We start from the raw sequence: 26,289 nt of genomic DNA, 5'->3' as shown, positions 1-26,289 counted from the left end.
ACTCGTCTAATTCTCTCAAACCGATGCTGAGCGACGTGATGGAGGACTATCTGAAGGCGATCTACGTGCTCCAAACCGAGGACGGACCGCCGGTGTCGACCTCGTCGATCGCCGAGCGCGTCGGGAAGACGCCGCCGACGGTGACGAGCATGCTCGAGACGCTCGAGGAGCACGGGCTCGTCGAACGCGAGAAGTACAAGGGAACCGAGCTGACGGCGGAGGGTCGAACGGTCGCGCTGGAGGTGCTCCGCCATCACCGCCTGCTGGAGGCGTACCTCGCCGAACACCTCGACTACTCGTGGAGCGAGGTCCACGACGAGGCCGACGCGCTCGAACACCACATCAGCGAGGAGTTCGAGCGCCGCGTCGCCGCGGTGCTGGGCGATCCCGCCGTCGATCCGCACGGCGATCCCATCCCGGGGGAGGACCTCGAACCGCCGGTCGACGACGACGTCCGTCCGCTCACGGAGGTCGCGGTCGGCGACCGGGCCGTCATCGCGCGCGTCAGCGACCGCGACGACGAGGAACTGGAGTATCTCGACCGCGCGGGCATCACGCCCGGGACGGCCATCGAGGTGCTGGACATCGCGCCGTTCGGGATGGTGACCGTCGAAGTGAATCCGGAAGCCGACGGAGGCGACACCGACACCGACACCGACGCCGGCGACGTCGACGGCACCGCTACCGACTCCGACGCCGGCCGCGAACAGAGCCTTCCCGAGGCGATCGCCGCGTCCGTCCGGGTCCGGCCAGTCGACGGCGCGACCGACACCGTCGCGACTGACGCCGGGGTGGGAGGTGCGTGAGTTTCTGGGAGATCGTCGTCGTCGCGGCGGTCGCACAGCTCGCGGTGCTTCCCGGCGAGAAGGTCCAGTTCATCATCGCTGGGCTGTCGACGCGGTATCGGCCGGCGATCGTCGTCGGCGCCGCGGGGACGGCGTTCGCCGGCTGGACGGCGCTCGAGATCTGGTTCGGCGCCGCGATCCAGTCCGTGCTGTCGGGAGCGATGCTGGACGCGTTCACCGCCGTGATGTTCCTCACGTTCGCCGTGCTGCTCCTCCGGTCGGCGCCCGACGGCGGCGGGGGTCTGCCCTCCGCGGAGCCCGACGGCGGGGAGGTGATGCCCGGCATCGACGGCTCGGTGAGCCTGTTCGGCCACGAGGTCTCCGGACGGGCCGGCAGTTTCCTCTCCATCTTCTCGATGATGGCCGCCGGCGAGTTCGGCGACAAGACCCAGCTGGTGACGATCAGTCTCGCCGCGCAGTACGGGGCGACCTCGGCCATCTGGTTCGGGGAGATGGCGGTGATCCTCCCGGTGAGTCTCGCGAACGCGTACCTCTTCCACCGCTTCAGCCATCGCTTCGACCTCCGGAAGGCGCACCTCGCCGGCGCGGCGCTGTTCGCGTTCTTCGGGCTCGACACGGTGTTGGCGCTGGCGACCGGCTTCTCGGTCTGGGAGACGGTCGTCGACACGGTCTCGACGGCCGTGCTGTCGCTGGTGTAGCGCCGTCGGCCACGGCGGTGCGACCCGCGACGGCGTACGGACCCAGCGTGAACCGCGGCGTTATTCACGGCAGCGCGCCTCCGTACGGACAGTGTCAGTCGTCGCCTCGTTGGTCGCCGGTGTCGCCTTCGGTCTCGCGCTGGCCGCGCCGCCGGGACCGATGAACGCCGTCATCGCCGAGGAGAGCGTGCTCCGCGGGTGGACGGCCGGCTTCCGCGCCGGGCTCGGCGCCGCGACCGCCGACGGGATCTTCCTCGTGCTCTCGCTCGTGGGCGTCGTCGGCTTCCTGAACGACGCGCCGCTCGTCAAGGGCCTCATGGTCGGCGTCGGCGGCGTGCTCATGCTGTACTACGCGTACGGCGCTGCACGGGAGGTCCGGGGCTCCTTCCTCGCGGTCGACGCCGACCTGATAGACGAGGAGTCCGCGGGGTTCCGGAAGGCGCTGGTGCTCGCGCTGACGAACCCCTATCAGGTGCTGTTCTGGCTCACTGTCGGCGTCGGGCTGCTCGAACCGGGGGAGATCGACGTGTTCGACGCGGCCGACGTGACGGAGCTCGCGGGAACGCTCGTCGTCGAAACCGGAAGCCCCGCGCTGGTGATCGGCTTCTTCGCCGGCATCGGCCTGTGGATAACCGGCTTCCCCGGGGCGCTCATCGCCGCCAAGCGTCGGGTCGAGGCGCTCGCGCCGGTCGTCGCCGCGCTGTCGGCGCTGCTGTTGGGTGGCTTCGGCGTCGCCTTCCTGTTCGATGCCGCGCGGACGCTCGGCCCGTTAGTGTGAGCCGTTGGCGTCGGCTCCCGGACCGATTCCGGCGCAGTCGCTAGGGGAGTTCGGGGCGGACAGGCGACCGGTTCCTCCCCGACGCGCGTGGTCGCGCACCCGCCGACGCGCCGGGTTCGTCGTCAACGCATCGGCGACAATGGTTCCGTCTCCCTATGTGAACGCTCGCCTCCGCGGTCGTGGGCGCCGGCCGCCCACACCGTCGCTGAGGGTCCCGGCGACACGGCAACCCCTTTACATCCCGACCCGGAACCAGCCGCCATGTTCGAGAAGTCGACGTGGATCAAGCTCCCGCGGAACGTCCTCGTCGGGCACGGCGTGCTCGACGACGTGGGGACGGCCGTCTCGGAGCTGTCGCTCGCCGGCACACCCCTGCTCGTCACCTCGCCGACGCCGAACGACCTCGCCGGCGACCGCCTGCGCGCGCAGTTCGACGACGTCGAGACCGTCACGGTCGGCTCGGCCAGCTTCGGCGCCGTCGCGGAGATCGTCGAGGCCGCCGAGGCCGCCGACGCGACGTTCCTCGTCGCGCTCGGCGGCGGCAAGCCGATCGACCTCGCGAAGATGGCCGCCGACGAGCTCGGCGTCGGGTTCGTCTCGGTGCCGACGGCCGCGAGCCACGACGGGATCGTCTCCGGCCGGTCGTCGATCCCGGAGGGGGACACGCGCCACTCCGTCGCCGCCGACCCGCCGCTCGCGGTCATCGCGGACACGGAGATCATGGCGAACGCGCCGTGGGAGCTCACCACCGCCGGCTGCGCCGACATCATCTCGAACTACACCGCCGTCAAGGACTGGCGGCTGGCGCGCCGGCTGAAGAACGTCGAGTACAGCGAGTACGCGGGCGCGCTCTCGGAGATGACCGCCGAGATGCTCGTCGACAGCGCCGACTCGATCAAACAGGGCCTCGAGGAGTCCTCGTGGATCGTCTCGAAGGCGCTCGTCTCCTCCGGCGTCGCCATGTCGATCGCCGGCTCCTCGCGGCCGGCCTCCGGCGCCGAGCACCTGTTCTCCCACCAGCTCGACCGGATCGCGGACTCCCCCGGGCTCCACGGCCACCAGGTCGGCGTCGGGTCCATCCTCACGGAGTTCCTCCACACGGGCGAGAACGGCCAGTGGCGCGCCATCCGCGACGCGCTGGAGGCGATCGGCGCCCCCACGACCGCGGCCGAACTCGGCATCGACGACGAGACCGTGATCGAGGCGCTCACGACCGCACACACCATCCGCGACCGATACACCATCCTCGGCGACGGCGTCAACGAGGACGCGGCCGTCGAGGTCGCCACGTTCACCGGCGTCATCTGAGGTCGACGGCGATCTCGGGGGCCCGGTGCGTCTCGCGATTCAATCGTCTCCGCGAGCCGCGCGCGTCGACGGTCCGTCGGACGGTCGAGCGTTCGTCCCGTCGTCCGGTCGTTCGTCGAGCCGCCCGAGCCGCGCTCCGAGCGGCGGGTGCATCGACAGCGACGCGAGCAGTCGACGGAGCCGGCCCCCTGTCGGGACCGTCCGGCCGAGGTGACCCCCGGCGGCGAGCCGGGCGAGCGCGTCGCGGTAGTCCTCGCCCGTTCCGCGGGCGGCGACCGCGTCGGCGTCGTACTCGCTCCAGCGCGCGACGCGAACCGAGAGGTACGCCAGCGGGACCGCCAGCACCGCGCCGGCGACGAGCCCCGCCCGCCCGAACAGCGTCGCGTCGACGGCCCACGCGACGGCGTACGCGCAGGGGATCCCCACCCGGAGCGGAACGTGACCCCGTGCGAGGTGGGCGTGCTCGTGGCGGACGACCGCCGCGACCCCCGCGGGATCGAGTTCGCGCAACAGCCCGGTCGAGACGAACACCCGACCGTGAACGGCCGTCAGTCCGGCCGCGTAGGCGACCACCCGCCCGTCACGTCGGAGAACGCCGACGCGGTCGGCGGGGACGCCGGCGCGCTCGACCGCGCGGGCGACATCGTCGGGGAGCGCGGCCGGACGCTCGGTGCGGGCGACGAGCGCCGGGGCGAGTCGAACCCCGAGGAAGCCGGCCGCGATGAGCGCCCACAGTTCCCACCAGTCGCCCGCCCACGCGAGGGCGGTCGACAGCACGGAGGGGAACGCCGGCGACGGCACCGGTGGGAGGGAAACCACACCAGTCGAGTCCGCGTCCGCGAGTGTAGGCTTTTCCCCGGGATCGGATCACAGCGGGTACTCCGCCACCTCCGGGTACATGAGGTCGTTCGGATGGTCGTGGACCCAGCGGACCGCCGCGATCTCGCCCTCCCGGGGTTCTGGATCGCCGGCGACGTAGTCGGCGTCGAAGGTGGCGATCAGCCGGAACAGGGTCGGCCTGTCGGGGGCGTCGACCGCGACGCGGTGGAGCATCACCAGCCCGCGGAGGTCGACCTCGACGCCGGCCTCCTCGCGCGTCTCCCGAACGGCCGCCTCCGCGATCGACTCCCCCGGTTCGTCCTTTCCGCCGGGTTCCGACCACGCCGACTCGCCCTCGTGCCTGACCATCAGCGCGGCGCCGTCGTCGCGGCGGACCCATGCACCGGCTCCGCCGAGGGTGTCGGCGGCGAAGCGTTCCCGGTCCCGCTCCCACTCGGCGGGCGTCACCTCCCAGTGGGGCTCCGCGAGCGGGCAGTCGCCCCACTCCTCGCGCAGGCGAGCGATCGCGTCGTCGACGACGGCGCGGGAGGCGTCAGTGACCATGGGCGCCGGTGGCGGTCGGGGCCACAAAAGCCCGCCCGTGTCGGTCGACGTGGTCGACGCCGGCGCCCGAACCCGAAGACGCAAGTCGGCGCCGCCCCAATCGCGCCCAATGGCAACAGCGGACGCGAGCGGGCCGCTTGGCACCGTGAGGGAGTACCCGCGCGCCACGGTCGCCGTAGTGTCGGTCGTCGGCTACGCGCTCGTCATCGGGACGTTCGCGGGCGTCGTCCCGGAGTCGGTGTTCCCGTCGCTCACGGAGGGACAGGTGAACCTCCTGAGCCACGCCATCGCCGCGGTCAACACCGTGACGACGGTGCTGCTCGTGGTGGGGTGGCGCTGGATCCGCGCCGGCGAGGTGCGCAAGCACGCCGCCGCGATGAGCGCGTCGTTCGGCCTGATCATGGTGTTCCTCGTCATGTACCTCATCAGGGTCGGCGGCGGCCCCGGCGAGAAGCACATCGTCGTCCGCGAGACCGCGTTCCTCGGCGCGTACGCCGGCGCCGTCGAGATCACCTACCTCGCGATGCTCGCGATCCACGTCCTGCTGTCGGTGGTGACGGTGCCGGTCGTCCTGTACGCGCTCGTCCTCGGGGCGACCCACACGCCCGAGGAACTCCGCACCGAAACCCCCCACAGGCGCGTCGGGCGGATCGCCGCGGGCACGTGGATCGTCTCGCTCTCGCTCGGCGTCGTCACCTACGTACTGCTCAACTGGGTGTACGCCTACGAGTTCGTCCGCGTCGCCCGATAGCACGGGCGATCGAGGGCGCCCCGCATCCGACGACTCCCGATCCGGGTCGCCGACTTCCGGCCCGCACCGCCGACTTCCGGCCCCCGCGGCCGCCTCCCGAACCTCTTTGGTCGAACCCGCGGACCGGGCGGGCGTGACGGATCTCTCCGAGCGGACCGACTGGATCGGCGACGCGTTCACGAGCGACGCGGGGTGGAGCCTCCTCGAGGACCTCGTGGACGTGGGCAACCGCATGGCGGGTCAGCCCGGCGAGCGCGAGGGGCTCGAGCTCGTCCGCGACGCCCTCGCCGACGCCGGCTGTCGGAACGCGCGCATCGACGAGTTCGAGCTACAGGGCTGGGAGCGAGGGGACGCCGGGATCGCCGACGGGCGCCGCCGCGAGCCGTGCATCGCGCTGCCGCGCTCGCCGAGCGGGACGGCGACCGCCGACCTCGTCGACCTCGGCTACGGCGTCCCCTCGGACTTCGAGGAGGCCGACGTGGAGGGGAAGGTCGTGATGGTGTCCTCCGACACGCCCGACGACTTCGACCGGTTCATCCACCGCACGGAGAAGTACTACTACGCCGTCGACCACGGCGCCGCCGCGTTCGTCTTCCGCAACCACGTCGAGGGGTGTCTCCCGCCGACCGGCTCGGTCGGCACCGACGACGACCCCATCGGCGACATCCCCGCCGTCGGCGTGAGCGCGGAGGTCGGCGCCCGCCTCGCCCGCCGGGCGGAGGGCGACTCCGTCACCGTCGACGTCGACTGCGAGACGCCGGAGGCCACGAGCGGGAACGCGATGGCCGAGTTGGGGCCGGACACGGACGAGGAAGTCCTCGTCTCCTCGCACGTCGACGCCCACGACATCGCGGAGGGCGCGATGGACAACGGCGCCGGCACCGCCACGATCGTCGAGGTCGCGACCGCGCTCGCGGGGATGGAGGACGAACTCGACACCCGGGTCCGGTTCGTCGCCTACGGCGCCGAGGAGGTCGGCCTCGTCGGCTCCGGCGTCGAGGCCGAGCGCGCCGACCGCGACGCGATCGAGGCGATCGTCAACGTCGACTCCAACGTCTTCGGCCGGACGCTGTCGCTGTCGACGCACGGCTTCGACGACCTGACCGCCGCGGCCGAGCGACTGGCGGACCGCTTCGATCACCCCGTGTCGACCAGCGAGGAGCAGGTCCCCCACAGCGACCACTGGCCGTTCGTGATCCACGGCGTTCCGGGCTACATGGTCTCCGGCGAGACGGAGGGTCGCGGTCGCGGCTGGGGGCACACCGAGGCCGACACCCTGGAGAAACTGGAGCCGCGCAACCTCCGCGAGCAGGCGATCCTCCTGACCGCGCTGGTCGCGGACCTGGCCGACGCCGACACCGACGTGGCACGCCGCGAGCCGAGCGAGATCGCCGCCGCGCTGGAGGCGGAGGACAAGGCGACCGGCATGAAGGTGATCGGCGACTGGCCGTACGACGAGGACGGCACCGTCATCGAGTAGCGGCGCGCGTCGCCGTGGGCACCGACCGCCCGGTCTCCGGCCCCCGGTTCCCGGCACTCGATACCCCGTTCGTTAAGTCCGGGCCGGGTCAACCTCCGGCACCATGACCGAGTTCCGCGCGGCGCTGGCGGGCGACGACGGCACCCTCCGCGGGGCGGTCGAGGCCGCCGGCGGGAGGGTCGTCGCCGGCGACGCCGACCCGGACGCGGTCGTCACTCTGGGCGAGCGCGCGCTCGTCGAGACCGCCCTCGGGAACCCGTCCGCGCCGGTCCTCCCGATCGACGCCGGCGACGGACGGCACGCCGTTCGCCGGGTCGACGCGGAGGCCGCGCTGGCCGCGCTGGCGGACGGGCGCGGGCGGACGGAGTCGCGGGCGACGCTCTCGGTGACGGTCGACGGCGACCGTCGTGCGCGGGCGGCGCTGGACGCCACCCTGATGACGGTCGAACCGGCGCGGATCTCCGAGTACGCCGTCAGCGAGGGCGACGGCGAGCCGATCGCCCGGGTCCGATCCGACGGCGTCGTCGTCGCGACGCCCGCCGGGTCGAGCGGCTACGCGCGCGCCGCCGGCGGCTCCGTGCTCGCGCCGGGGACCGGACTGTCCGTGGTCCCCGTCTCGCCGTTCGCGACCACCGTCGACACGTGGGTGGTCGACGACGAGGCGGTGGTGCGCGTCGAGCGCGACGACTGCGACGTACAGTTGATCGTCGACGGCGAGACCGCCGGCGTCGTCCCGCCGAAGGCGGACGTCCGGGTCGCCGTCGACGGCCACGTTCCGTTCCTCCGGGTGTCGCCGTCGGCCGTGTCGTCGCGACGGCGACGCTGACCCGAACCGCGCCCGCCGTTCGCTCGGCGGTTCTCGGGTCGACCTGCCCGCATCTCGTCCTCCACAGCCCGGTCCGCCCCGTCCAGCCGTCCCCCCGCACGGGATTGGAAAGCTTCTAATGAGTCGTGGACCGATCTGCCACTATGTTAGCGTCACCGCTGGAGTTCCTCGTCCCGCTCGGGGCGCTGGAGTCCGTGGCGGGGGTGTTGCCGTACGTCATCCTCGTTGTCGTGCTCGTGAACGTGGTCACTCGGCTGCTCGCACAGCGGAGCTTCGAGCGCGCGGCCGCCGAAGGGGACGACGACGACGCCCTGAGCCGGTATCTCCCCCACGAGATCGTGAACGTCCTGCTCGTCCTGCTGTCGTTCGCGTTCATGGTCGTCGAACCTCACGGGGGGATGGTGCTGTCCGTGCTCGTCATCGGGATGGTCATCTCGGACTTCTTCGAGTACGAGTCCCGCCGGGTCGAGGCCCGGAACAACCTGGAGATGGACAAGCCCAACAGCGCCATCGTCGCCTCGGTGCTGGTGATCGCGTACGCCGGCTACCAGGCGCTGTTCTTCGTCATCGAGCCGCTCTGGAGCTCGATCGTCTGAGGTCCCCGCACGGGGCCCCGCAACGGCCCTGCGGCCACCCCCGTCCCCGTCCGGTCGCTCCCGAACCGCCGGGAGGCGAACCGCTTTCACCGTTCTCGCGCACGAGTTCCCATGGCCAGCTACGACACCGCGCTGTTCGTCGGCGGCACCCGGTTCATCGGCCGCCACACCGTCGAGGCGTTCCTCGAGGCCGGCTACGAGGTCACGACCGTCACGCGTGGCCAACACGCCGACCCCTTCGCGGATCGGGAGGGCGTGACCAACCGGACCGGCGACCGGACCCTCGGCGAGGACCTTGAGGCCGCCCGCGACGCGGTCGAACCGGACGTCGTCGTCGACTTCGTCGGGCTCCATCCCGGGGAGGTCCGCGAGGCGACCGACGTGTTCGCCGACGCCCGGTACGTGTTCGTCTCCTCCGGGTCGGCGTACGTCCCGGAGGACGTGCCGATGCGCGAGGGCGCGACGGACCTGCACCCCTGCGAGCCCGAGCAGGAGGACGACGACGGCGCCGAGACGTACGGGCCGCGCAAGGCCGAGTGCGACCGTGCCGTCTTCGCGGCCGCCGAGCGGGGGATCGAGGCGATGGCGGTCCGGCCGATGCTCGTTCAGGGTCCCCACGACTACACCGAGCGCTTCGGGTACTGGGTGAACCGCGTCGCCGAACACGACGAGGTGCTCGTCCCCGGCGACGGGGGATCGCTGCTCCACCGCGTGTACGTGGAAGACCTCGCCCGGGCGCTCCTGCTCGTCGCCGAGGAGGGCGAGCCCGGCGAGGCGTACAACGCCGCCGACCGGTCGGCGTACTCCCTCGATCGCTCGCTGGAGCTGATCGCCGACGGGCTCGACACGGACGTGACGCCGGTCCACGCGAGCGAACGGGAGCTCGCCGCCCACGGCGTCGAGCCGGGCGCGTTCCCGCTGTACACCCCGTCGCCGATGCTCGCCTCGACCGGGAAGCTCGCGGCGCTGGGGTGGGAATCGACACCGCCGGCGGAGTACGTCGCCGAGACGGCGCGGGTGCACGTCGACGCGGGCGTCACCGGTCCCAAGGAGGCGCCGGACCGCGAGGCGACGGAGGCGGTGATCGCGGCCCTACACGACGAGCGCGGCGGGGGCGACGAATAGCGTCTCGCGTTCGCCTGCACCCACCGACCGCGAGGAACCGGTGATCCCGCCGCGGACCGCGAGGTTTTCGGCCGCCGCACACGAGACCCCGCGTATGGCAGACACCGCGCTCGTCGTCGGCGGCACCCGATTCATCGGGCGACACGTCGTCGACGACCTGCTCGCCAACGGCTACGAGGTCACGATATTCAACCGCGGGAACCACGAGAACCCCTTCGCGGACGTCGAGGAGGTGAGCCACATCGAGGGCGACCGCCGGGACGACACCGACCTGAAGGCGGCAGCCCTCTCCGTGAAGCCCGACGTCGTGATCGACTGCGTCGCCTACTACCCCGAGGACGTGCGCGTCGCCACCGACGTGTTCGCCGACGTGGACGGGTACGTGTACATCTCCTCGGGGGCGGCCTACGGCGTCGAGGAGATCCCCAAGCGCGAGGGTGAGACCGAGCTGTGTGCGTGCACCGACGAGCAGGCGACCGACGACTCACACGACTCGTACGGCCCGCGCAAGGCCGAGGGGGACCGCGCGATCGCCGCGGCAGCCGAGGACGGCGTCAACGCGATGAGCGTCCGCCCGTGCATCGTCTACGGGCCCCACGACTACACCGAACGCCTCGACTACTGGATCGACCGCGTGCTGAACCACGACCGCGTGGTCGTCCCCGGCGACGGCCAGAACCTCTGGCACCGCGCGTACGCCGAGGACGTGGCGAGCGCGCTGCGGATCGTCGCCGAGGAGGGCGAGCCCGGCGAGGCGTACAACGTCGGCGACCGCACGCTGGTCACGATGGAGGAGATGGTCGACCTGATCGCCGAGGCGGCCGACACCGACGTGGAGGTCGTCCATGCGGGCGACCGGGAGCTCGGGGCCGCCGACCTCGCGGCGGACGACTTCATTCTCTACCGCGACTACCCGCACGTCCTCGACACGAACAAGCTGGCCGCGCTCGGATGGGAGTCGACGCCGCTGGCCGAGGCGATGGAGCGCACCGTCGCCGAACACCGCGAGAGCGACCGCGACGGGAGCGAACACGACCCCGGCCGCGAGGCGGAGGAGCGCGTGCTCGGCGTGCTCGACACGCTGTAGGGAATCGGCGCTCCCGCCGTCGGTGGGACGGGGTCGGCTTCGGCTCGGCGCCCCAGCGGGTTACTCGCCGTCGAAGTCCCGCTCGTGGCTCATCTCGCTCACCTCGTCCTCGAGCCACTCGCGGAACCACTTCACGCGCTTGATGCGCTCGTGGGCGATGGACTCGGCGGCGTCGCTCTCGACGCGCGAGGCGTGCTCGCGGCCGCGCTCCAGCACGCGCTGGACCATCTCGGCGGCGTCCATGTGGGTGCGCGCCTCGTAGCCCATTCGGAGGATCATGAGCGCGGTGCCGTTGGCGCCGACCTTGTCGAGCAGGTCACCCTCGATGAGACACCGGGTCTCCAGCGCGAGGTCCGACAGCGGCCCCTGATAGGAGTGGTCCTCGACGGCCGAACACACCTCCGCGACGAACGACTCCGGGTAGTCGCCGTGCGTCTCGAGGTACTGCCGGGCGACGCGGGCGCCCTCCTCGGCGTGGACGTCCTGTTCGGCCTCCAGCTTCGACACGTCGTGAAACAGCGCGGCCACCCGCACCACGTCGGTGTCGGCACCCTCCTTGGCAGCGATCGTCTCGGCGATGTCGACGACGTTCAGGATGTGGTTGAAGCGGTACTCCGCGGAGTGCCACGGGTACCACCGCATCCGGCCCCCGTCGTCCTCGCTCTCGACTGACGCGACGAGGTACTCGCGGACGAAGTGCTCCATGTCGGTGAACTCCTCGGCGGCGACGCGCGAGCCCTTTATTTCGACGCCCACAGCGGCCACCCCCTGTGCCGATCGAGTCCGAAGGAGACGAATGTCGTTCTCATTACGGAACGATACGGCCTGTTCCGTCCTTAGTCGTTACGACAGGTCGGGGCGGGCGAGACGAATCGGAGCGGTCGCCCCGGACCACCGAGATCGGGGGTCGGCCGGTCCGGACCGCCGCGTCGCGAACCGCTAAGTGCGCCCGCCGCCCACGGTCGGGCGTGACCGATCAGCTGTACCTCGCGGACAGCACTGTCGGCGAGTTCGAGGCGACCGTCGAGCGGTCGCTCGACGAGCGCGTCGTCCTCGACCGGACGCACTTCTACCCGACCGGCGGCGGTCAGCCCAACGACACGGGAACCCTTCACGTCGTTGACGCCGGCGGCAACGGTACTGTCGACGCGGACGGGGGCGGTGACGCCGCGAGCGACGCGGTCGACGCCGAGCTCGCCGTCACCGACGTGGAGAAGACGGACACCGTGTACCACCACCTCGACGGCGCGGCGCCGCCCGAGGGCGCGCGCGTCCGCGGCGTCCTCGACTGGGACCGTCGACACGCCCACATGCGGTATCACACCGCCCAGCACCTCCTCTCGGCGGTCCTCCTCGACGAGTTCGACGCCCGAACGGTCGGGAACCAACTGTACGCCGACCGCGCGCGCCTCGACGCCGAGCACTCGAAGTTCTCCGAGACCGACCTCGCCGACGTCGAGGCGCACATGAACGCCCTCGTCGACGACGCGCTCCCCGTACGCCACTACACGATGGACCGGGAGGTCGCCGAGGCGGAACTGGACACCGAGCGCACGCGGATCGACCTGCTCCCGAGCTCGATCACGGAACTTCGGATCGTGGAGATCGGCGGGGCGCGAAGCGCCCCCGGGAACGCGAGCGCGGAGGGGACCGACCCGCGAGCGGGTGACGCGGACGACCCGTTCGACCGCACCGCCTGCGCCGGCACCCACGTCGGGAACACCGACGCGATCGGCGAGGTGACCGTCGAGGGTCGGACGACGCAGGGCGGCGAGAAGGAGCGCGTCGAGTTCACCCTCGCGGACACCTGAGGATAGCGCCCCCGCCAGTCGTTGTGTCGGCGGACGCGGCGACCGGCACCGAGGCCCCGGTTTCAGCCGTGATATTCGGGAGGGTACATATTTACGACGGTTCGGGGAAGGTGAGCGTAGCGGCACAGGGAGTGCGGACGAACCAGGACATGCTCAGACCGAGCGATTACGACCCGAAGGAGTTGCGAGCGTTGACGGGAGCGGCGGCGCCGACGCACGCCGACGAGGAGCCCGACCGGTGGACGGAACCGGACGATTTCCTCGGTCGAGCGGATGCGCGCGTGCGGGCGGCGCAGGTGGAAGACGCCTTCCTCCTTCAGGCGGCGGCCGGCGGCGCGAGCAGGCCCTACCTCCCGAGTCTTCCGGACTCGGCGGTCGGGACCCACCTCGTGCTCGACTGGTTACGCTACCTCGTCGGCGTCGGCGGGCGCGAACGCGCCCGCGAGGCGCTCGCCTTCTATCGGGACGTGGAGTGGCTCGACGAGTCCGTCGAGGACGCCCTCGCGGCGTACCTCGAGGCCTTCGACGACACCGAGGGATCGCGGCTCTCCGTCGGCCACCACCGGACGAGCCTGTTGTTCGTCGCCCGCCTCGCCGCGCTCCGATAACCATGGCAGCAGAATCCGAATCCGCAGACGACGACAGCTTCGAGTCCAGTAACCCGACCCCGATCGGCGTGAAGCTCGGCTCCACCCGGACCGTGCTTCGATACTTCGAGAACGCCGACAGCGACGAGCTCACGACGGTGCGAACGCTCACGTGTCTCGCGCTGTACGAGGACGCGATCACGGGGGAGGAGAAGGCCCTGTTCGGGGAGCAGGCCGCCGCCGAGTACCCCGACCGGGTCCAGTACATGCTCCGCTCCGGGCTCCCGGAGGACGACGAGCGCGCGGAGCTCGCCGGACGGTTCTTCCGAGAACTGCTCTCGGCCAACGGCGTTCCCTCCGACTCGGCGGTCGTGTACGCCATCCCGACGATGGACAACGACGCCGGGCTGGAGAACCTCACCGAGGTCATCGAGTCCTCGAACATCGGCGCACACACGATGCGGGCGTACCCCGAGTCGCTGTGTGGCGCCATCCCCGCGATGGGCGACGGCGTCGAGGCCGTCGACGACGTGTTCATCTCCGTGAACATGGGGTCGACGAACCTCGAGGCGTGCGCGTACCGCCGCGGCGACCAGCTCGTCCCGTTCTCCACCGGATCGGTGACGGGCAACGACGTGGACCGGCGCATCGTCGCCAACGTCGAGGAGGAGACGCAGGGGCGCGTCCACGTCGACCTGACGACCGCACGCGAGTACAAGGAGGAGCACGGAAACGTCGGGAACTTCGAGCCGTTCTCGGACGTGATCCAGCAGCCCGGCGGCGGCTCCCACGAGTACACCATCGAGGACAGCGTCGTCGACGCGCTCGACTGGTACCTCGACGCCGCCGTGAACGAGGTCGCCAACGAGTTCCTGCCGGAGCTCGCCAACGACTACATGAAGGTGTACCAGCTCTCGCTGAACAACGACATCGCCGTCACCGGCGGCATGGCGTGCATCCCCGGCCTCGCCGAGGAGTTCGAGCGCCGACTGTGCGAGGAACTCGACCGCGACGTGAACGTGGTCGTGCCCGACGAGCCCGATCTCGCGGCCGCCGAGGGCGCTCGGCGCATCGCCGAGAAGCTCGCGGGTCAGTAAGGGGCCGATGGGCGGCTTCGACTTCGAGGGCGACGCGGACGACGACCGCGACTCGCCGGCGGACGACGGCGTCTCCTTCGGCGCCGACGGCGTCGACGACGCCGACACGGTCGTCTCGCCCGCCGAGCCGTCGCCGCTCGAGGACCCCGGTTCTCTCGGTTCGACCGACGATACCGCGAGCGGCCGCACCGCCCCCGGTGACCGTCCCGGGGACGGCGCGGTCACGGACGGCGTAGCGGACGACGGCTCGGTTGCCGACACAGCGGCGGACACGGACGCCGTCACAGCCACCGCGGCGGACGACAGCGCGGTCGCCGGAACCACGGCGGACGCCGACGCGGTCACGGACACCGCCGGGATCGAGTCGCTGCTGTACGCCGGCGAGGAGGTCCGCGCGAGCCTCCCCGTCGCGGACGGTCGCCTCGTCGCGACGAGCCACCGCGTGCTCGCGCACACCCCGACGGCCGACGAGCGGGCGACGATGCGCTCGGTCCACCGCGTCAACGTGACGGACGTGTCCTCGTCGTCGACCGCGACCGACTGGCTCGTTCGGCCCATCGCGTACACGGTCATCGGCGGCTTGGCGATGGTCCTCGGCGGCTCGGTCGTGTCGTTCGACTCGATGAGCGCGTCGATGCCCGACTCGGCCGGGGCGACGGGCCTCGGCGGGCTCCTCTCGATGATCGGCGGCGTGCTCTCGGTGCTCTCGCTCGTCGACGACGTCCTCCGGGTCGCCGGCGCGCTCTCGCTGCTGCTTGGAGCGGCGCTTTTGGGCGTCTACGCGGCCACTCGCGGCCGCGAGATCGTCGTCGAGACCGAGGGCGAGGCCGACACGCTCCGGCTCTCCGCCGGCGGCGTCGACGACGACGCGGTGGACCGGTTCCGCACGGAGGTCGGCGTCGACGACGAACCCGCGAGCGGGACGCTGCGGCGGCTGCTCGGTCGGTAGAGCGGGAACACTCGAGGCCGCCATGGACGCGAGCCGTGGATGACGGGGAGACGACGGGAACGAAATCCGTCGAAAACGAGAGACCGCGGCGCCGTGGGTTCGCCGTGCTGGTTTCGGCGTGACGGGAGCGCTACCGGCTCACAGCTCGCCGAGCTTCCGGAGGAGCTGGCCGCGGTAGCGCTCGTCGGCGGTGACGCCCTTCACTTCGAGGACGTTGCGCTCCAGCTTGTCGAGCGCGACGTGGAAGGCGTGCTCGGCGCCGTACCCTTCGCCCGAGCCCCCGACCTGTCCGTGGGTGGTGCGCAGGCGGATCTGCGCCTGGATGAGCGGCGTGCCGCGGAGCTTCTCCTTGTGCTCGTGGAACCGGACGTGCGCGTGGAGCACGCGCATCTCCTGGTACTTGTCCGACACCTGTCCGATCGCCTCGCGGATGTCCTCGCGCGAGAGCGTGTCGAGCAGGGCGACGTTCGTCACCTGGACGTCCATCGCGTCCTCCTCGGTGAAGGTGAGCGCGCGGAGCACGTCGGTCTTGGTGAGCACGCCCGCGACGAGGTCGTCGCGCTCCTCGGGGGTGACCACGAGCCCGCTGATGTCGTTGTCCATCATCAGCTCGACCGCATCGTGGACCGACTCTCCGGCGGTGACGGTGAGCACCGGCGACGACATCATGTCGTACACCGGCAGGTCGAGCATGCGATCGATATCGCCGCTGCGGTCGCCGCGCGTCTGCCGGTCGTCGTCCCGGACGACGAAGTCCACGATGTCGTGGGTCGTGAGGATACCCCCCAGGCGACCGTTCTCGTTGACGACCGGGAGCCGCGAGATGCCGTTCTCGCGCAGGCGGTTGATCGCCTTTCCGACGTGGGCGTCCTCGACGACGGTGACCACGTCCTCGGTGTAGATGTCCTCGACCGTCAGCGCGTCGAGGTTGTCGAGGACCGCGGCGAGGATGTCGTCGACGGTGACGATCCCGTACAGCTTCTCGCCCTGGTAGACGGGCGCCACCTTCACGTTGCCCTCGACCAGCAGGCGCGCCACCTCCCGCACGTCCTCCGTCCGGTCGACCTCCGGGGCGGCCGTCATCAGCGCTGCCGCGCGGGTGTCGTCGTCGACGCGCGAGTTGATCAGCTCGCGCTCGCCGATGACGCCCGCGTACTCGCCGTCCTCCATCACGATGATGCCCTTCGGGTTCTCGCGATCGAAGATGGAGCGGATCTTTCCGAGTCGTTCGCCCGCGTCCACCTCTACGAACTCCGGCACGGCGATATCTGAGATGTCCATAACTCCAATACGGGGGTACGATCCCCCGTGTATTGAAGCTTGGTTCGGATCCCACGCACTGAGTCCATGACGATTGTCAGCAATCCACACGAAATTATCGCAGGACGGCGCGGCGATCGATTCGATCCGAACGCCGTTTCGGGGGGTTCAGAGGTGTCGATCCGCCGAGAGTTCCGCTCCGGTATCGACGGCGCGGTCGGCGCTCAGACGATGCCCTCGCCGTCGCCGATCGGGGTGACCGAGTAGTCGACCGTCTTGGTGTCGGTCGTCGCGCGGATCTTCCCGACGAACGTCGAGATCTGCTCCAGGTTCCCCTCGAGGATGAACAGCTCCATGCAGTTGTGGTCGCCGACGTGGCTGTGGAAGTTCGAGGCGACGATGTCCTCGTGCTCGTGGCGCAGTTGCATCATGCGCTCCTCGACCGTGGTCCCCTCGTAGTCGAACACGACGGTGACGATGCCCATCAGCTCGCGGTCCTCCAGCTTGCGGTCCTCGAACTCCCCGAGGAGGTCCCGGGCGGCCTCCCGGAGGAACTCGCTGCGGCCGGTGTAGCCGTGTTCCTCGGTGAACTCGTCGATCCGCTCGACGAGGCTGTCCGGCATGGAGACGCTGACGACGCCCATGTATTAACACAGACGGCAGAAATTACTAAGCCTTCCGTATCAGCTGGCGAACTCGTCGGCGAGTCGATCGACGGACTCGCTGAGGCGGTCGAAGCGGACACGCTCGACGGAGGTGGCTCGGTCGCGACGGCTGCGAGCGGTCGCCGAGCAGTCCGCGAGGCGGCGGGGCTCCTCGTGCCGTGATTATCACGTCCGGATCCGGCGGGTGAACGCTTATTTGCGGGACGACGGAGTCTCAGCCATGACGAGACGGATCCTCATCGTGGACGACTCAGGGTTCCAGCGCACGCTCATTCGCGGGATCCTCGAGGACGACTTCGAGGTCGTCGGCGAGGCCGAGAACGGCTCGGAGGCGGTCGACCTGTTCGAGGAGACGCGGCCGGACCTGGTCACGATGGACATCATGATGCCGGAGGTGAACGGTATCGAGGCGACCAACGACATCAAGGAGCGCGACCCCGGGACGCGGGTCGTGATGTGCACCAGCGTCGAACAGCGCGACCAGATGCGGAAGGCGGTGAAGGCCGGCGCCGACGGCTACGTCACCAAGCCGGTCGAGGAGGACACCCTGCGGTCGGAAGTCGAGAGCGCGCTCGCGTCCTGACCCCGGGAACCGGCCCGTTCACATCGAGACGCCCGTTGCGTTCGCTCCACACGCCGCTCGCCGGCGCTGGGTCGCGGAGGCGTGGGTTGAAGGGGACTCGAACCTCGGTCGCTTCGCTCGCTGACACTCGCTTCGTTCCCTGCTTCGAATCGCGCCCGAGGACGGTTCCGCCGAGCCGAACTCCTCGCTGTCGCTCGTGGTCGGTGTGTCGACGGAATGGGTTGGGGCGGATTCGAACCGCCGGCCTGCTCCGTGTGAAGGAGCCGTCATAACCGGACTAGACCACCAACCCGCACCAGACCGTACCCCGGTCGCACGCTTAAGGCTTACCGTCCGTGACGGTCCCTCCGAGGTCGACCCGAGGATTAATCCCGTCCGACGACCGACGAGCGAGCGTGACGAAGATCGAAGTCGACCTGCCCGACCGAATCGACAGCGAGATCTCTCGCCTCGCCGAGCAGGGGGAGTTCCTCAACCGCAACGAGGCCGTCGAGGACTTCCTCACGCGCGGCCTGCAGGCGTACGACGTGGAGAGCGACACGACGACCGAGGGGGAGGCCGACGGCGACCTCTTCACCGACGCTATCGACGAGCAACAGGATCCCGCCGCGCTCGACGACGACATGGGCGACGAGCCCACGTTCTGATCCGGACGATTCTCACGAGGCGGTCGCCGTGAGTCGACGACCGGCCCACGCCCGGTCCGGCCGCCCTCCGTCCGCGTCCGACCGTCGACGACCGACGCTACTCCTCGCTCCGCCCCGCCCGATACTCGTCGACCTTCTCGCGGGCCTGCTGGACGGCCTCCTTCGCTTCCCCCTCCGCGCGCTTCGACAGCTCCGTCAGGTCGGCCTCGAGGCGGTCGAGCCGCGAGGGCTCCGGCTCCGTCTCGAGTCCGACGATCTCGCGAACCCGCTCCTCGACCGGCTCGAGCTCCTCCTTGACCCCGGCCTTCGCGTGGTCCGCCGCGCGACCGAGGTAGTATCGCGCGTCCTCGAAGTGCTTGGACATACCTGTCCCTTGTCGAAGGACGAATAAACCGTTTGTGGGGAGATCGACGTCGAAGGGAACGAGGGATCCCGGGGAACCGAGGTCCTCGCGCTCGGTGTAGCCCACGTGAGTGGGACCCCAGGCGACTGCTCAACTCCGGTCCGTTGTCGGAGATCGTCGTGTCACGGGCGTTCTCACCGACAAGGAGAACGGACGGAGCGGCGCAGGCGGACGAGACCGGCGAACCTTCGAAGTGATCGGGAGGATCCGTCGTTCGTTCGTCGCCGGCCCAGTTGTTCCGGGGGACGAACCGTTCGTCGCCCGCGGGCACATACCCGGTATAGACGACCAAGCGGGCGATGTCGCCGGCCGATCCGAATATACGGCTTTCGTATTCAAGGATCAACTCTACCGCCACCGGCGCGTGTTACCAGGTATGACAACCGGGTTGGACAAGATATTGTCATTCGTTGATGAGGACACTCGACGGTCGTTCATGCGGAAGAGCGCCGGCGCACTGGCCGCGGGAGGCGGCGTGGCCGGACTCTCCGAAACGGCCGCCGCGACGCCCCACGAGAGCGGCGAGGGTAGTGGACGGAGAGACTCGTTCTACTTCCCGGATCTCACCCTGCGGGTCCAGCAGACGCCGAACCGGAGCGTCCACTGGATCCGACCGGGGAAGCGTCGGCTCAGCGAGTACACGTTCGGGACGCCGGACGACCCCTACATGGTGCCCGATCACTGGATCGATATCGCCGACGGAGATATCGCGGACCTGCTCGAGGACAACCAGGAGGAGCTCCCCGTCGCGGGTGTCCCCCTGGAGAGCCGTGACGAAGACGGAGGCGAGTTCGTCGAGACGGACTTCGAGACGCCGTTCAGCGACGACGCCGAGGAGGTCGACGGCCGACTACGGGTCGTGTATCAGGACCGCCAGCCGTACGATCTGGAGCAGGATCCGGGCGATTCGGACGACGAGTCCGATATCGCCGTCGAGTTCGAGGACCCGAACGACACCGAGTACGAGATCGACTTCGACTCGGTCTATGAGCCACCGTACCCCAACTACGAGACCGGAGGCGGCGTCCTGCTCGGCAACTACATCAACGGGATAACCGGAACGGGGACGCCCCTCGAACCGCGCCAGCTCGCCCTCGGCGCGGTGTGGGGAGTCTGTGACCTACTGATCGACGGCGACGTAGAGGACGAGGACCGGCTGGTCCGAATCAAGACCAGTCAGATCGTGCGCAACGAGGACTACGAACTCGCGATCACGCCCGACCTCCCACTGTCGGAAGCCGACGCGTACCTGGGACGCGACCACCAGACCGACCTGTTCTTGCCGCCCGTGAAGCTCGACGACGACGGCAGCCCGACCTTCGATCCGGTCTCGACCGAGTACGGCGAGCAGAACTTCATCCACGTCGTGTTCGACGAGGACAGGATCACGGCGGTCACCGGGAAGCGTGGACGGCCGGACGACGTGCCGGGGGAGGACTGAGTCGCCTCGCCCGGATGCCGGCTACTCGTAGTCCGGGGCGTCCTCGGGGACGCCGTCGCGAGCGTTGACGGCGCGCGCGAAGGTGAACAGGGCGTCCGACAGGCGGTTGAGATACGCCACCGCCTCGGCGTTGACGGGCTCGTCGTCCGCGAGCTCGACCGCGCGACGCTCGGCGCGGCGGACGACCGTCCGCGCGTGATGGAGCTTCGCGCCCGCCTCGCTTCCCGAGGGGAGCACGAAGCTCGTGAGCGGCTCCAGCTCCTCGTCCAGTTCGTCGATCCAGTCCTCCAGCTGCTCGGTGTGGTCCTCGCGGACGACGGGATCGCCCTCCTCGGGGTCGGGGTTGGCGAAGTCCGCCTGCAGGACGTGGAGGTGGTCCTGCACGGCGCGGAGCATCTCGTCCACGTCGTCGTACCCCGTCGGCCGGATCGTGCCGATCAGCGCGTTCGCCTCGTCGACGGTGCCGTACGCCTCGATGCGACGGGAGGTCTTCGAGACCCGCGACATGTCGCGGAGGTCGGTCTTCCCCTCGTCGCCGCGGCCGGTGTAGATTGGCATCGGATCGAGGCTCAGGCGAGCGTTCGCTCGACGTACTCGAGGATGTTCGCCGACTCGTTCATCGTCACGCCGTGCTCCTCGTCGACGAGCACGGGAACGCCCCGCTGCCCGCTGACGCGGGCGACCTCGTCGCGCTTCGAGTGGAGGGCCTCCGTCCAGACGGTCTCGTACTCGACGCCCGCCTCCTCGAGCGCGTCGTGAACCTTCTCACACCAGGGACAGCCGTCCAGCGCGTACAGCGTTACGGACATGCTCGAACCGAGGGTCGCCTGCGGCAAGTAGCTTGCCACGACGGCGGCCGCGCTTCCCGGCACGGTCGTCGAACCGAAGGACCGCCCCCGAGCCCGCTGGTTCCCGAACGGTCAAGTGCCCGTCACCACACCGGCGGGTATGCAGCACGGAGTCGATATCGAGTCCTACTACGACCTGCGACTGCTCGCGGAGGTGTCGGTGTCGCCCGACGGCGAGCGCGTCGCGTTCACCGCGGAGGAGTCCGATCCCGCGGCCGACGAACACCGGACGGGACTGTACGTGGCGCCGACGGACGGGAGCCGCGATCCGCACCGCCTCACCCGCGCGTCCACGGCGTCGTCGCCGACGTGGGGCCCCGACGGCGTCACGCTCGCGTTTCTGGCCGCTCGCGACACCGACCTCGATCGCAGGCGCGGGCGCGCCGACGAGGCCGACGGGGAACCGGACGAGACGGACGCGGACGAGGACGCCGAGCGAGACGGGAACGGTGGGAACGGCAGCAACGGCGAGAACAGCGACGGGAAGCCGCAGGTGTGGGCGTTCGACCTCGCCCGCGGCGGCGACGCGCGTCAGCTCACCGCCTTCGAGCACGGGATCAAGGAGTTCGACCTCGCGCCCGACGGAGACCGCCTCGTCGTCGCCGCCCGCGACCCGACCGAGGAGGAGGAGGGGTACCTCGAACAGCGCGAGGACGGGGGCCCCATCGAGGTGACGCGACTCCAGCACAAGCGCGACGGCGCCGGCTGGCTCGACGACGTGACGACGTACCTGTTCGTCGGCGGGCTGGACGCGGAGGACGCCGACGCCGAGTCGTTCGACCGGCTCGACGACGCCTACGGCGCGGGCTCGTCCGAGCCGCTCGCGGGGCTCCAGCCCGCGTGGGGGCCGACCGGCCGGATCGCGTTCACGACCTGCGTCGACGACGACCCCGACGACAGCGGCGCCTACGACGTGTGCACGATCGCGCCCGACGGTTCGGACCGTCGGGTCGTCACCGACGGGAGCCTCCGGTGCGGGTCGCCGACGTGGTCGCCCGACGGCGACCGCCTCGCGTTCGACGGCAGCAACTACGACAACTGGTACGAACCCAACGAGGCGTACGTCGCGCCCGACGAGGCCGGCGCGGCGTTCGAGTCGGTCTCCGCCGAACTGGACCGCACGCTCGCTCGCTCGGGGGCGCCGCGCTGGCTGGACGGCGAGACGGTCGTCGTCCCGATCGCCGACGAGGCATGGACGCGCCTCGCGGTGTGTCCGGTCGACGGCGAGCCGCGGCGGGCGTTCACCCGACAGGGTCGCGACCGAACCATCGCGGCGTTCGATCTCGCGGGCGACACGGTCGCGCTCGGCCTCACGGGCGCCGACCAGCCGCCGGACGTGTACGCCGTCCCCGGCGCCGAGCTTCGCGAGGACGACGCCGGCGGCCCGACGCGGCGCCTCTCGACGCTCAACGACGAGTGGCTCGACGAGCGCGCCGAGGGGCTGCCCGACTGCGGGGTCGTCGCCTACGAGAACGGCGACGGCGAGGAGATCGAGGCGGTCGTCTACTACCCGAGCGACTTCGACGTCGACGCCGACGAACCGGCGCCGACGATCTGTTCGATCCACGGCGGGCCGATGAGCTACGACGCGCCCGGGTTCCGGTTCGACGTGGCCTACTGGACGAGCAGGGGGTACGTCGTCGCGAAGCCGAACTACCGCGGGTCGACCTCCTACGGCCGCGCGTTCTCGGAGTCGCTGAAGGGGACACGCGGGGAGCTGGAGTCCGACGACGTGATCTCGGCGATGGAGCACCTCGTCGACGAGGGGGTCGCCGATCCCGACCGCCTGTTCTGCACCGGGTTCAGCTACGGCGGGATCACGACCGCGCACGTCGTCACGCGGACGGACATGTTCGCGGCCGCGGCGCCCGAGCACGGCGTCTACGACTTCTACAGCAACTTCGGGACCGACGACAACCACAACTGGCACCAATGGGAGTTCGGGATGCCGTGGGAGAACGAGGCGCTGTACCGCGATATCTCCTCGATCACCCGCGTCGGTGACATCGACACCCCGCTGCTCATCACCGCGGGCGAGGAGGACTGGCGGTGTCCGCCGACCCAGGCCGAGCAGTTGTACGTCAGCGTCCGCAAGCAGGGGATCGACGCGAAGCTCGTGATCTACCCGGACGAGCACCACAACATCGGGACCCCCGAGCGGGCGACGCATCGGATCGAGGAGTTGACGGAGTGGTTCGAGACGCACGATCCGGGCGTTGCCGAAGGAGCGAGCGGAGCGAGCGACTGAGGCAACGGACCACGGCGGGGCGGTCCTCGTGCCGCCCCGCCCACGAACCGCGCGTTGCCGAAGGAGCGANCGNAGNGAGCGACTGAGGCAACGGACCACGGCGGGGCGGTCCTCGTGCCGCCCCGCCCACGAACCGCGCGTTGCCGAAGGAGCGAACGAAGTGAGCGACTGAGGCAACGGACCACGGCGGGGCGGTCCTCGTGCCGCCCCGCCCACGAACCGCGCGTTGCCGAAGGAGCGAACGAAGTGAGCGACTGAGGCAACGGACCACGGCGGGGCGGTCCTCGTGCCGCCCCGCCCACGAAGGGGATTGCCGACGCGAACGCACCGAGTGAACGAGCGGAGCAACTGGTCACGGGAGCGGCGCACAACCCTGCGGCTCGCCGGTGTGAAAGAACGGAAAATCGCACCCGATGGGTGCGGTGGTTCGCTGAGAGTGCCTTACAGGCGCTGCAGGTTCGTCGCGCGGGGGCCCTTCTCGGCCTCCTCGATGTCGAACTCGACCTCCTGCCCCTCCTCGAGGTCGGGACCGCCGACGTCCTCCATGTGGAAGAACACGTCGTCGTCCGCGTCCTCAGTCTCGATGAAACCGTAGCCGCCAGTGTCGTTGAAGAAGTCGACCTTCCCTTTCGCCATACCCGTTCGAGGCGAGGAGCACTCATAACCCTTCCGTCACGCGGTTCCGTACGTCACGGAGCGACGTGGCTCGGCCTCACACGATATCGTCCACGTCGTCGGCGGCGACCGGATCCAACGCTCGGTCACGAGCGGGTTCCGTGTTCCGACAGAACTGTACGATCCTTGTTCATCATCGACTAGTCATGGTAATACGTCCCGCTGATCGTCCGTTCGGCGCCGTAACACAAGTCTTCTGGAGACATTAAGGACGGTACAGGAGATCGCTTTTTACCGACGATCGTGCCCGAATCAACAGGACGAGGAATACGTTCGGGCGTGTTCGCGCCCGATTCCAAGACAATACTGGTACTCAATAATGGTAAACGAAAAAGAACAGTGGAAGGGCGAGTTGTACGGCGACGCGGTGCGCGAGAAGATCGAGGAGTTTGCGGCGGAGGGATGGGAGTCCATCCCCGAGGACGAGCGCGAGGAGTGGTTCTCCCGGTTCAAGTTCTGGGGGGTGTTCCACCACCGGAGCGGCCAGGAGAGCTACTTCATGATGCGGCTGACCAACTGCGGCGGGGTGCTGGAACCGGGGCAGCTCCGCGCCATCGGCGAGGTCGCCCGCGAGTACGCGTCCGGCCCCGTGGAGAACCCCGAGTTCGGCGACGCGTGGATCGACTTCACCACCCGGCAGTCGATCCAGCTCCACTGGCTGAAGCTGGAGGACGTCCCGGAGATCTGGGAGAAGCTGGAGGCGGTCGGCGTCTCCTCGCGGTCGGCCGGCGGCGACACCATGCGCAACATCTCGGGGTGTCCGGTCGCCGGAACGGACGCCCGCGAGTACGTCGAGACGCGGCCCCTGCTCGACCGCATCCAGTCGGACCTGCGCGGCGACGACGCGCTCGCGAACATGCCCCGGAAGTTCAACATCTCGGTGACGGGCTGTCGTGAGGGCTGCGCGCAGGACTCGATCAACGACGTGGCGCTGGAGCCGGCGCGGAAGCTAGTGGATGGAGAGGAGGTGCGCGGCTTCAACGTCCGCGCCGGCGGCGGCCTCGGCGGGCGCGAGCCGCGGCGGGCGCGCTCGCTCGACCTGTTCGTGCGCCCCGAGAACGCCTACGAGGTCGTCCGGGCGTTCGTCGAGTTCTACCACGAGGAGGGCGACCGCGACAACCGCAACAGGAATCGCGGCCGGTTCTTCGTCGACGACCTCGGCACCGACGCGATCCGCGAGGCGCTCGTCGAGCGCGTCGACTTCGAGCCGGCCCACGCGGGCACCAACCTCCGCGACGAGTACACCTACAACGCCGGGCGGAGCGCCGCCCACGGGAAACACGACCATGTGGGCGTGCACGGGCAGGCCGACGGCCGCAACTACGTCGGCCTCAGCGTCCCCGTGGGGCGGATGGGTGCCGAGGAGGCGATCGAGCTGGCGGATCTCGCCGACGAGTACGGCTCCGGCGAGGTGCGGCTCACCCGGCGACAGAACCCCCTGATACTGGACGTTCCGGACGACGCGCTCGACGATCTCCTCGGGGAGCCGCTGCTGGAGACGCACACCCCCGAGCCGACGCTGTTCGACCGCGGCGCCATCGCGTGCACGGGCACGGAGTTCTGCTCGCTGGCGCTCACGGAGACGAAGGCCCGGATGGCGGTGATGCTCCGGTGGCTCCGGCGCAACGTCGACGTTCCCGACGACGTGACTCAGCTGAAGGTCCACTTCTCCGGCTGTACCGCCGACTGCGGACAGGCGATGACCGCGGACATCGGGCTCCAGGGGATGCGCGCCCGCAAGGACGGCGAGATGGTCGAGGCGATGGACGTGGGCGTCGGCGGCGGCATCGGGACCGAGCCGTCGTTCATCGAGTGGGTCCGCCAGCGCGTGCCCGCCGACGAGGTCCCGGGACTGATCCGCAACCTCGTGGAGGCGTTCGCCGCGCTCCGCTCGGACGGCCAGTCGTTCCGCGAGTGGGTCGAGGCGACCGGCCACGAGACGCTCGTCGAGCTCGCCGAGCCGGAGGAGACCGACTACGAGGACCCCTGCCTCACCGACGCGAAGCAGTCGTGGTATCCCTTCGCGGACGGCGAGAGCCCGGCCCCCACGGACGCCAGCGGCGAACCCCTTCCGAGCGATGACTGAGAGGGACGCGCCCGGGGACGACGACCCGACGACCGGCAGCGACGCCGGAGCGCCGACGAACGCGCCCGCGGACGCGGCGCCGGAGCTGTTCGGCGGCGACGCCGGGAGGATCGACGTGACTGCCGAGGGGGAGCGGTGACGGACCCCGTCC

General features: G+C 70.1%; 29 protein-coding genes and 1 tRNA gene. 20 read left to right on the top strand and 10 right to left on the bottom strand.

What is annotated here, in order from left to right:
• The first annotated feature begins 23 nt into the window (after window positions 1-23).
• The 4 genes from GRX01_RS07000 to GRX01_RS06985 all read left to right on the top strand — a co-directional run bounded on the left by GRX01_RS07000 (window position 24) and on the right by GRX01_RS06985 (window position 3,590).
• Window positions 24-806: a metal-dependent transcriptional regulator gene (locus GRX01_RS07000; RefSeq protein WP_159664932.1), complete on the top strand. Its 783-nt coding sequence runs from the start codon at window positions 24-26 to the stop codon at window positions 804-806.
• Window positions 803-1,504: a TMEM165/GDT1 family protein gene (locus GRX01_RS06995; protein ID WP_321167947.1), complete on the top strand. Its 702-nt coding sequence runs from the start codon at window positions 803-805 to the stop codon at window positions 1,502-1,504. The genes GRX01_RS07000 and GRX01_RS06995 overlap by 4 nt, the downstream gene beginning before the upstream one ends.
• Window positions 1,505-1,595: 91 nt before the next feature.
• On the top strand, window positions 1,596-2,282 hold the full coding sequence (locus tag GRX01_RS06990; protein WP_321167946.1) for a LysE family transporter: 687 nt from the start codon (window positions 1,596-1,598) through the stop codon (window positions 2,280-2,282).
• A gap of 261 nt (window positions 2,283-2,543) precedes the next feature.
• On the top strand, window positions 2,544-3,590 hold the full coding sequence (locus GRX01_RS06985; RefSeq protein ID WP_159664930.1) for an NAD(P)-dependent glycerol-1-phosphate dehydrogenase: 1,047 nt from the start codon (window positions 2,544-2,546) through the stop codon (window positions 3,588-3,590).
• Window positions 3,591-3,629: 39 nt separating this feature from the next.
• On the opposite strand, the gene GRX01_RS06980 is transcribed toward GRX01_RS06985, so the two are convergent.
• Both GRX01_RS06980 and GRX01_RS06975 read right to left on the bottom strand, forming a co-directional pair.
• Window positions 3,630-4,409: a M48 family metalloprotease gene (locus tag GRX01_RS06980; protein WP_159664927.1), complete on the bottom strand. Its 780-nt coding sequence runs from the start codon at window positions 4,407-4,409 to the stop codon at window positions 3,630-3,632.
• Window positions 4,410-4,457: 48 nt separating this feature from the next.
• On the bottom strand, window positions 4,458-4,973 hold the full coding sequence (locus tag GRX01_RS06975; RefSeq protein ID WP_159664924.1) for an NUDIX domain-containing protein: 516 nt from the start codon (window positions 4,971-4,973) through the stop codon (window positions 4,458-4,460).
• Window positions 4,974-5,082: 109 nt separating this feature from the next.
• Here GRX01_RS06975 and GRX01_RS06970 point away from each other — a divergent pair, with 109 nt between their 5' ends.
• From GRX01_RS06970 to GRX01_RS06945, 6 genes are all read left to right on the top strand, one after another.
• Window positions 5,083-5,724, top strand: coding sequence for a DUF420 domain-containing protein (locus tag GRX01_RS06970; RefSeq protein WP_159664921.1), 642 nt, complete (start codon window positions 5,083-5,085; stop codon window positions 5,722-5,724).
• Between the two features lie 133 nt (window positions 5,725-5,857).
• A complete protein-coding gene (locus GRX01_RS06965) occupies window positions 5,858-7,204 on the top strand; it encodes a M28 family peptidase (RefSeq protein WP_321167945.1) in 1,347 nt (448 codons plus the stop codon).
• A gap of 103 nt (window positions 7,205-7,307) precedes the next feature.
• The gene (locus GRX01_RS06960; protein WP_159664918.1) at window positions 7,308-8,030 is read left to right on the top strand and encodes an NAD(+)/NADH kinase; all 723 of its coding nucleotides are present in this window, start codon (window positions 7,308-7,310) and stop codon (window positions 8,028-8,030) included.
• 143 nt (window positions 8,031-8,173) lie between these two features.
• A complete protein-coding gene (locus GRX01_RS06955; protein WP_159664915.1) occupies window positions 8,174-8,626 on the top strand; it encodes a DUF7313 family protein in 453 nt (150 codons plus the stop codon).
• Between the two features lie 111 nt (window positions 8,627-8,737).
• On the top strand, window positions 8,738-9,751 hold the full coding sequence (locus GRX01_RS06950; protein ID WP_159664912.1) for an NAD-dependent epimerase/dehydratase family protein: 1,014 nt from the start codon (window positions 8,738-8,740) through the stop codon (window positions 9,749-9,751).
• A gap of 94 nt (window positions 9,752-9,845) precedes the next feature.
• Window positions 9,846-10,838: an NAD-dependent epimerase/dehydratase family protein gene (locus tag GRX01_RS06945; RefSeq protein ID WP_159664909.1), complete on the top strand. Its 993-nt coding sequence runs from the start codon at window positions 9,846-9,848 to the stop codon at window positions 10,836-10,838.
• A gap of 60 nt (window positions 10,839-10,898) precedes the next feature.
• Here the strand turns inward: GRX01_RS06945 and GRX01_RS06940 are convergent, their stop codons facing one another.
• Window positions 10,899-11,594, bottom strand: coding sequence for an HD domain-containing protein (locus tag GRX01_RS06940; RefSeq protein WP_321167944.1), 696 nt, complete (start codon window positions 11,592-11,594; stop codon window positions 10,899-10,901).
• Window positions 11,595-11,806: 212 nt separating this feature from the next.
• Here GRX01_RS06940 and GRX01_RS06935 point away from each other — a divergent pair, with 212 nt between their 5' ends.
• The 4 genes from GRX01_RS06935 to GRX01_RS06920 all read left to right on the top strand — a co-directional run bounded on the left by GRX01_RS06935 (window position 11,807) and on the right by GRX01_RS06920 (window position 15,282).
• The gene (locus GRX01_RS06935; protein ID WP_321167943.1) at window positions 11,807-12,649 is read left to right on the top strand and encodes an alanyl-tRNA editing protein; all 843 of its coding nucleotides are present in this window, start codon (window positions 11,807-11,809) and stop codon (window positions 12,647-12,649) included.
• A gap of 149 nt (window positions 12,650-12,798) precedes the next feature.
• Window positions 12,799-13,257, top strand: coding sequence for a FlaD/FlaE family flagellar protein (locus tag GRX01_RS06930; RefSeq protein WP_159664906.1), 459 nt, complete (start codon window positions 12,799-12,801; stop codon window positions 13,255-13,257).
• Between the two features lie 2 nt (window positions 13,258-13,259).
• The gene (locus GRX01_RS06925; RefSeq protein ID WP_159664903.1) at window positions 13,260-14,333 is read left to right on the top strand and encodes a rod shape-determining protein; all 1,074 of its coding nucleotides are present in this window, start codon (window positions 13,260-13,262) and stop codon (window positions 14,331-14,333) included.
• A gap of 7 nt (window positions 14,334-14,340) precedes the next feature.
• Window positions 14,341-15,282 carry a hypothetical protein gene (locus GRX01_RS06920; RefSeq protein WP_159664900.1) on the top strand — a complete coding sequence of 314 codons (942 nt, stop codon included), beginning with the start codon at window positions 14,341-14,343 and terminating at the stop codon, window positions 15,280-15,282.
• 138 nt (window positions 15,283-15,420) lie between these two features.
• On the opposite strand, the gene GRX01_RS06915 is transcribed toward GRX01_RS06920, so the two are convergent.
• Both GRX01_RS06915 and nikR read right to left on the bottom strand, forming a co-directional pair.
• A complete protein-coding gene (locus GRX01_RS06915) occupies window positions 15,421-16,563 on the bottom strand; it encodes a CBS domain-containing protein (protein ID WP_159664897.1) in 1,143 nt (380 codons plus the stop codon).
• Between the two features lie 203 nt (window positions 16,564-16,766).
• Window positions 16,767-17,186: a nickel-responsive transcriptional regulator NikR gene (nikR, locus tag GRX01_RS06910; RefSeq protein WP_159664874.1), complete on the bottom strand. Its 420-nt coding sequence runs from the start codon at window positions 17,184-17,186 to the stop codon at window positions 16,767-16,769.
• Window positions 17,187-17,427: 241 nt separating this feature from the next.
• Here nikR and GRX01_RS06905 point away from each other — a divergent pair, with 241 nt between their 5' ends.
• On the top strand, window positions 17,428-17,790 hold the full coding sequence (locus tag GRX01_RS06905; RefSeq protein ID WP_159664871.1) for a response regulator: 363 nt from the start codon (window positions 17,428-17,430) through the stop codon (window positions 17,788-17,790).
• A gap of 217 nt (window positions 17,791-18,007) precedes the next feature.
• On the opposite strand, the gene GRX01_RS06900 is transcribed toward GRX01_RS06905, so the two are convergent.
• Window positions 18,008-18,082 (bottom strand) — tRNA-Val (locus GRX01_RS06900).
• Between the two features lie 103 nt (window positions 18,083-18,185).
• On the opposite strand from GRX01_RS06900, the gene GRX01_RS06895 reads away from it, so the two are divergent.
• Window positions 18,186-18,437 (top strand): DUF7120 family protein, encoded by a 252-nt coding sequence (locus GRX01_RS06895; RefSeq protein WP_321167942.1) that lies wholly within the window; start codon window positions 18,186-18,188, stop codon window positions 18,435-18,437.
• Between the two features lie 97 nt (window positions 18,438-18,534).
• Here the strand turns inward: GRX01_RS06895 and GRX01_RS06890 are convergent, their stop codons facing one another.
• Window positions 18,535-18,801, bottom strand: a complete 267-nt coding sequence (locus tag GRX01_RS06890) for a DUF7553 family protein (RefSeq protein WP_159664868.1) — start codon at window positions 18,799-18,801, stop codon at window positions 18,535-18,537.
• A gap of 475 nt (window positions 18,802-19,276) precedes the next feature.
• On the opposite strand from GRX01_RS06890, the gene GRX01_RS06885 reads away from it, so the two are divergent.
• On the top strand, window positions 19,277-20,281 hold the full coding sequence (locus GRX01_RS06885) for a hypothetical protein (RefSeq protein ID WP_159664865.1): 1,005 nt from the start codon (window positions 19,277-19,279) through the stop codon (window positions 20,279-20,281).
• A 21-nt stretch (window positions 20,282-20,302) separates the two neighbouring features.
• On the opposite strand, the gene GRX01_RS06880 is transcribed toward GRX01_RS06885, so the two are convergent.
• Together GRX01_RS06880 and GRX01_RS06875 are read right to left on the bottom strand one after the other, a co-directional pair.
• On the bottom strand, window positions 20,303-20,839 hold the full coding sequence (locus GRX01_RS06880; protein WP_159664862.1) for a cob(I)yrinic acid a,c-diamide adenosyltransferase: 537 nt from the start codon (window positions 20,837-20,839) through the stop codon (window positions 20,303-20,305).
• 11 nt (window positions 20,840-20,850) lie between these two features.
• Window positions 20,851-21,090: a glutaredoxin family protein gene (locus GRX01_RS06875; protein ID WP_159664859.1), complete on the bottom strand. Its 240-nt coding sequence runs from the start codon at window positions 21,088-21,090 to the stop codon at window positions 20,851-20,853.
• Window positions 21,091-21,229: 139 nt separating this feature from the next.
• Here GRX01_RS06875 and GRX01_RS06870 point away from each other — a divergent pair, with 139 nt between their 5' ends.
• Window positions 21,230-23,377, top strand: a complete 2,148-nt coding sequence (locus GRX01_RS06870; RefSeq protein ID WP_159664856.1) for an alpha/beta hydrolase family protein — start codon at window positions 21,230-21,232, stop codon at window positions 23,375-23,377.
• A gap of 441 nt (window positions 23,378-23,818) precedes the next feature.
• On the opposite strand, the gene GRX01_RS06865 is transcribed toward GRX01_RS06870, so the two are convergent.
• A complete protein-coding gene (locus GRX01_RS06865; RefSeq protein ID WP_159664853.1) occupies window positions 23,819-24,013 on the bottom strand; it encodes a cold-shock protein in 195 nt (64 codons plus the stop codon).
• 358 nt (window positions 24,014-24,371) lie between these two features.
• Between GRX01_RS06865 and GRX01_RS06860 the strand changes: the two genes are divergently transcribed.
• Entirely contained in the window at window positions 24,372-26,138 is a 1,767-nt protein-coding gene (locus GRX01_RS06860; protein WP_159664850.1) for a nitrite/sulfite reductase, read from the top strand.
• The gene (locus tag GRX01_RS06855) at window positions 26,131-26,277 is read left to right on the top strand and encodes a hypothetical protein (RefSeq protein ID WP_159664847.1); all 147 of its coding nucleotides are present in this window, start codon (window positions 26,131-26,133) and stop codon (window positions 26,275-26,277) included. The genes GRX01_RS06860 and GRX01_RS06855 overlap by 8 nt, the downstream gene beginning before the upstream one ends.
• Window positions 26,278-26,289 lie beyond the last annotated feature (12 nt).

Source organism: Halobaculum saliterrae (genome assembly GCF_009831625.1).
GTDB lineage: Archaea > Halobacteriota > Halobacteria > Halobacteriales > Haloferacaceae > Halobaculum > Halobaculum saliterrae.
The sequence above is the reverse complement of the archived record's forward strand: the minus strand, read 5'-3'. Positions and strand labels throughout refer to the sequence as shown.

What these genes read in the sequence shown, in the direction of transcription:
- GRX01_RS07000 (WP_159664932.1), top strand. Translation starts at nt 24, where the DNA reads ATGCTGAGCGACGTGATGGAGGACTATCTGAAGGCGATCTACGTGCTC.
- GRX01_RS06985 (WP_159664930.1), top strand. Translation starts at nt 2,544, where the DNA reads ATGTTCGAGAAGTCGACGTGGATCAAGCTCCCGCGGAACGTCCTCGTC.
- GRX01_RS06975 (WP_159664924.1), bottom strand. Translation starts at nt 4,973, where the DNA reads ATGGTCACTGACGCCTCCCGCGCCGTCGTCGACGACGCGATCGCTCGC.
- GRX01_RS06970 (WP_159664921.1), top strand. Translation starts at nt 5,083, where the DNA reads ATGGCAACAGCGGACGCGAGCGGGCCGCTTGGCACCGTGAGGGAGTAC.
- GRX01_RS06960 (WP_159664918.1), top strand. Translation starts at nt 7,308, where the DNA reads ATGACCGAGTTCCGCGCGGCGCTGGCGGGCGACGACGGCACCCTCCGC.
- GRX01_RS06955 (WP_159664915.1), top strand. Translation starts at nt 8,174, where the DNA reads ATGTTAGCGTCACCGCTGGAGTTCCTCGTCCCGCTCGGGGCGCTGGAG.
- GRX01_RS06950 (WP_159664912.1), top strand. Translation starts at nt 8,738, where the DNA reads ATGGCCAGCTACGACACCGCGCTGTTCGTCGGCGGCACCCGGTTCATC.
- GRX01_RS06945 (WP_159664909.1), top strand. Translation starts at nt 9,846, where the DNA reads ATGGCAGACACCGCGCTCGTCGTCGGCGGCACCCGATTCATCGGGCGA.
- GRX01_RS06930 (WP_159664906.1), top strand. Translation starts at nt 12,799, where the DNA reads ATGCTCAGACCGAGCGATTACGACCCGAAGGAGTTGCGAGCGTTGACG.
- GRX01_RS06925 (WP_159664903.1), top strand. Translation starts at nt 13,260, where the DNA reads ATGGCAGCAGAATCCGAATCCGCAGACGACGACAGCTTCGAGTCCAGT.
- GRX01_RS06920 (WP_159664900.1), top strand. Translation starts at nt 14,341, where the DNA reads ATGGGCGGCTTCGACTTCGAGGGCGACGCGGACGACGACCGCGACTCG.
- GRX01_RS06915 (WP_159664897.1), bottom strand. Translation starts at nt 16,563, where the DNA reads ATGGACATCTCAGATATCGCCGTGCCGGAGTTCGTAGAGGTGGACGCG.
- nikR (WP_159664874.1), bottom strand. Translation starts at nt 17,186, where the DNA reads ATGGGCGTCGTCAGCGTCTCCATGCCGGACAGCCTCGTCGAGCGGATC.
- GRX01_RS06905 (WP_159664871.1), top strand. Translation starts at nt 17,428, where the DNA reads ATGACGAGACGGATCCTCATCGTGGACGACTCAGGGTTCCAGCGCACG.
- GRX01_RS06890 (WP_159664868.1), bottom strand. Translation starts at nt 18,801, where the DNA reads ATGTCCAAGCACTTCGAGGACGCGCGATACTACCTCGGTCGCGCGGCG.
- GRX01_RS06885 (WP_159664865.1), top strand. Translation starts at nt 19,277, where the DNA reads ATGCGGAAGAGCGCCGGCGCACTGGCCGCGGGAGGCGGCGTGGCCGGA.
- GRX01_RS06880 (WP_159664862.1), bottom strand. Translation starts at nt 20,839, where the DNA reads ATGCCAATCTACACCGGCCGCGGCGACGAGGGGAAGACCGACCTCCGC.
- GRX01_RS06875 (WP_159664859.1), bottom strand. Translation starts at nt 21,090, where the DNA reads ATGTCCGTAACGCTGTACGCGCTGGACGGCTGTCCCTGGTGTGAGAAG.
- GRX01_RS06870 (WP_159664856.1), top strand. Translation starts at nt 21,230, where the DNA reads ATGCAGCACGGAGTCGATATCGAGTCCTACTACGACCTGCGACTGCTC.
- GRX01_RS06865 (WP_159664853.1), bottom strand. Translation starts at nt 24,013, where the DNA reads ATGGCGAAAGGGAAGGTCGACTTCTTCAACGACACTGGCGGCTACGGT.
- GRX01_RS06860 (WP_159664850.1), top strand. Translation starts at nt 24,372, where the DNA reads ATGGTAAACGAAAAAGAACAGTGGAAGGGCGAGTTGTACGGCGACGCG.
- GRX01_RS06855 (WP_159664847.1), top strand. Translation starts at nt 26,131, where the DNA reads ATGACTGAGAGGGACGCGCCCGGGGACGACGACCCGACGACCGGCAGC.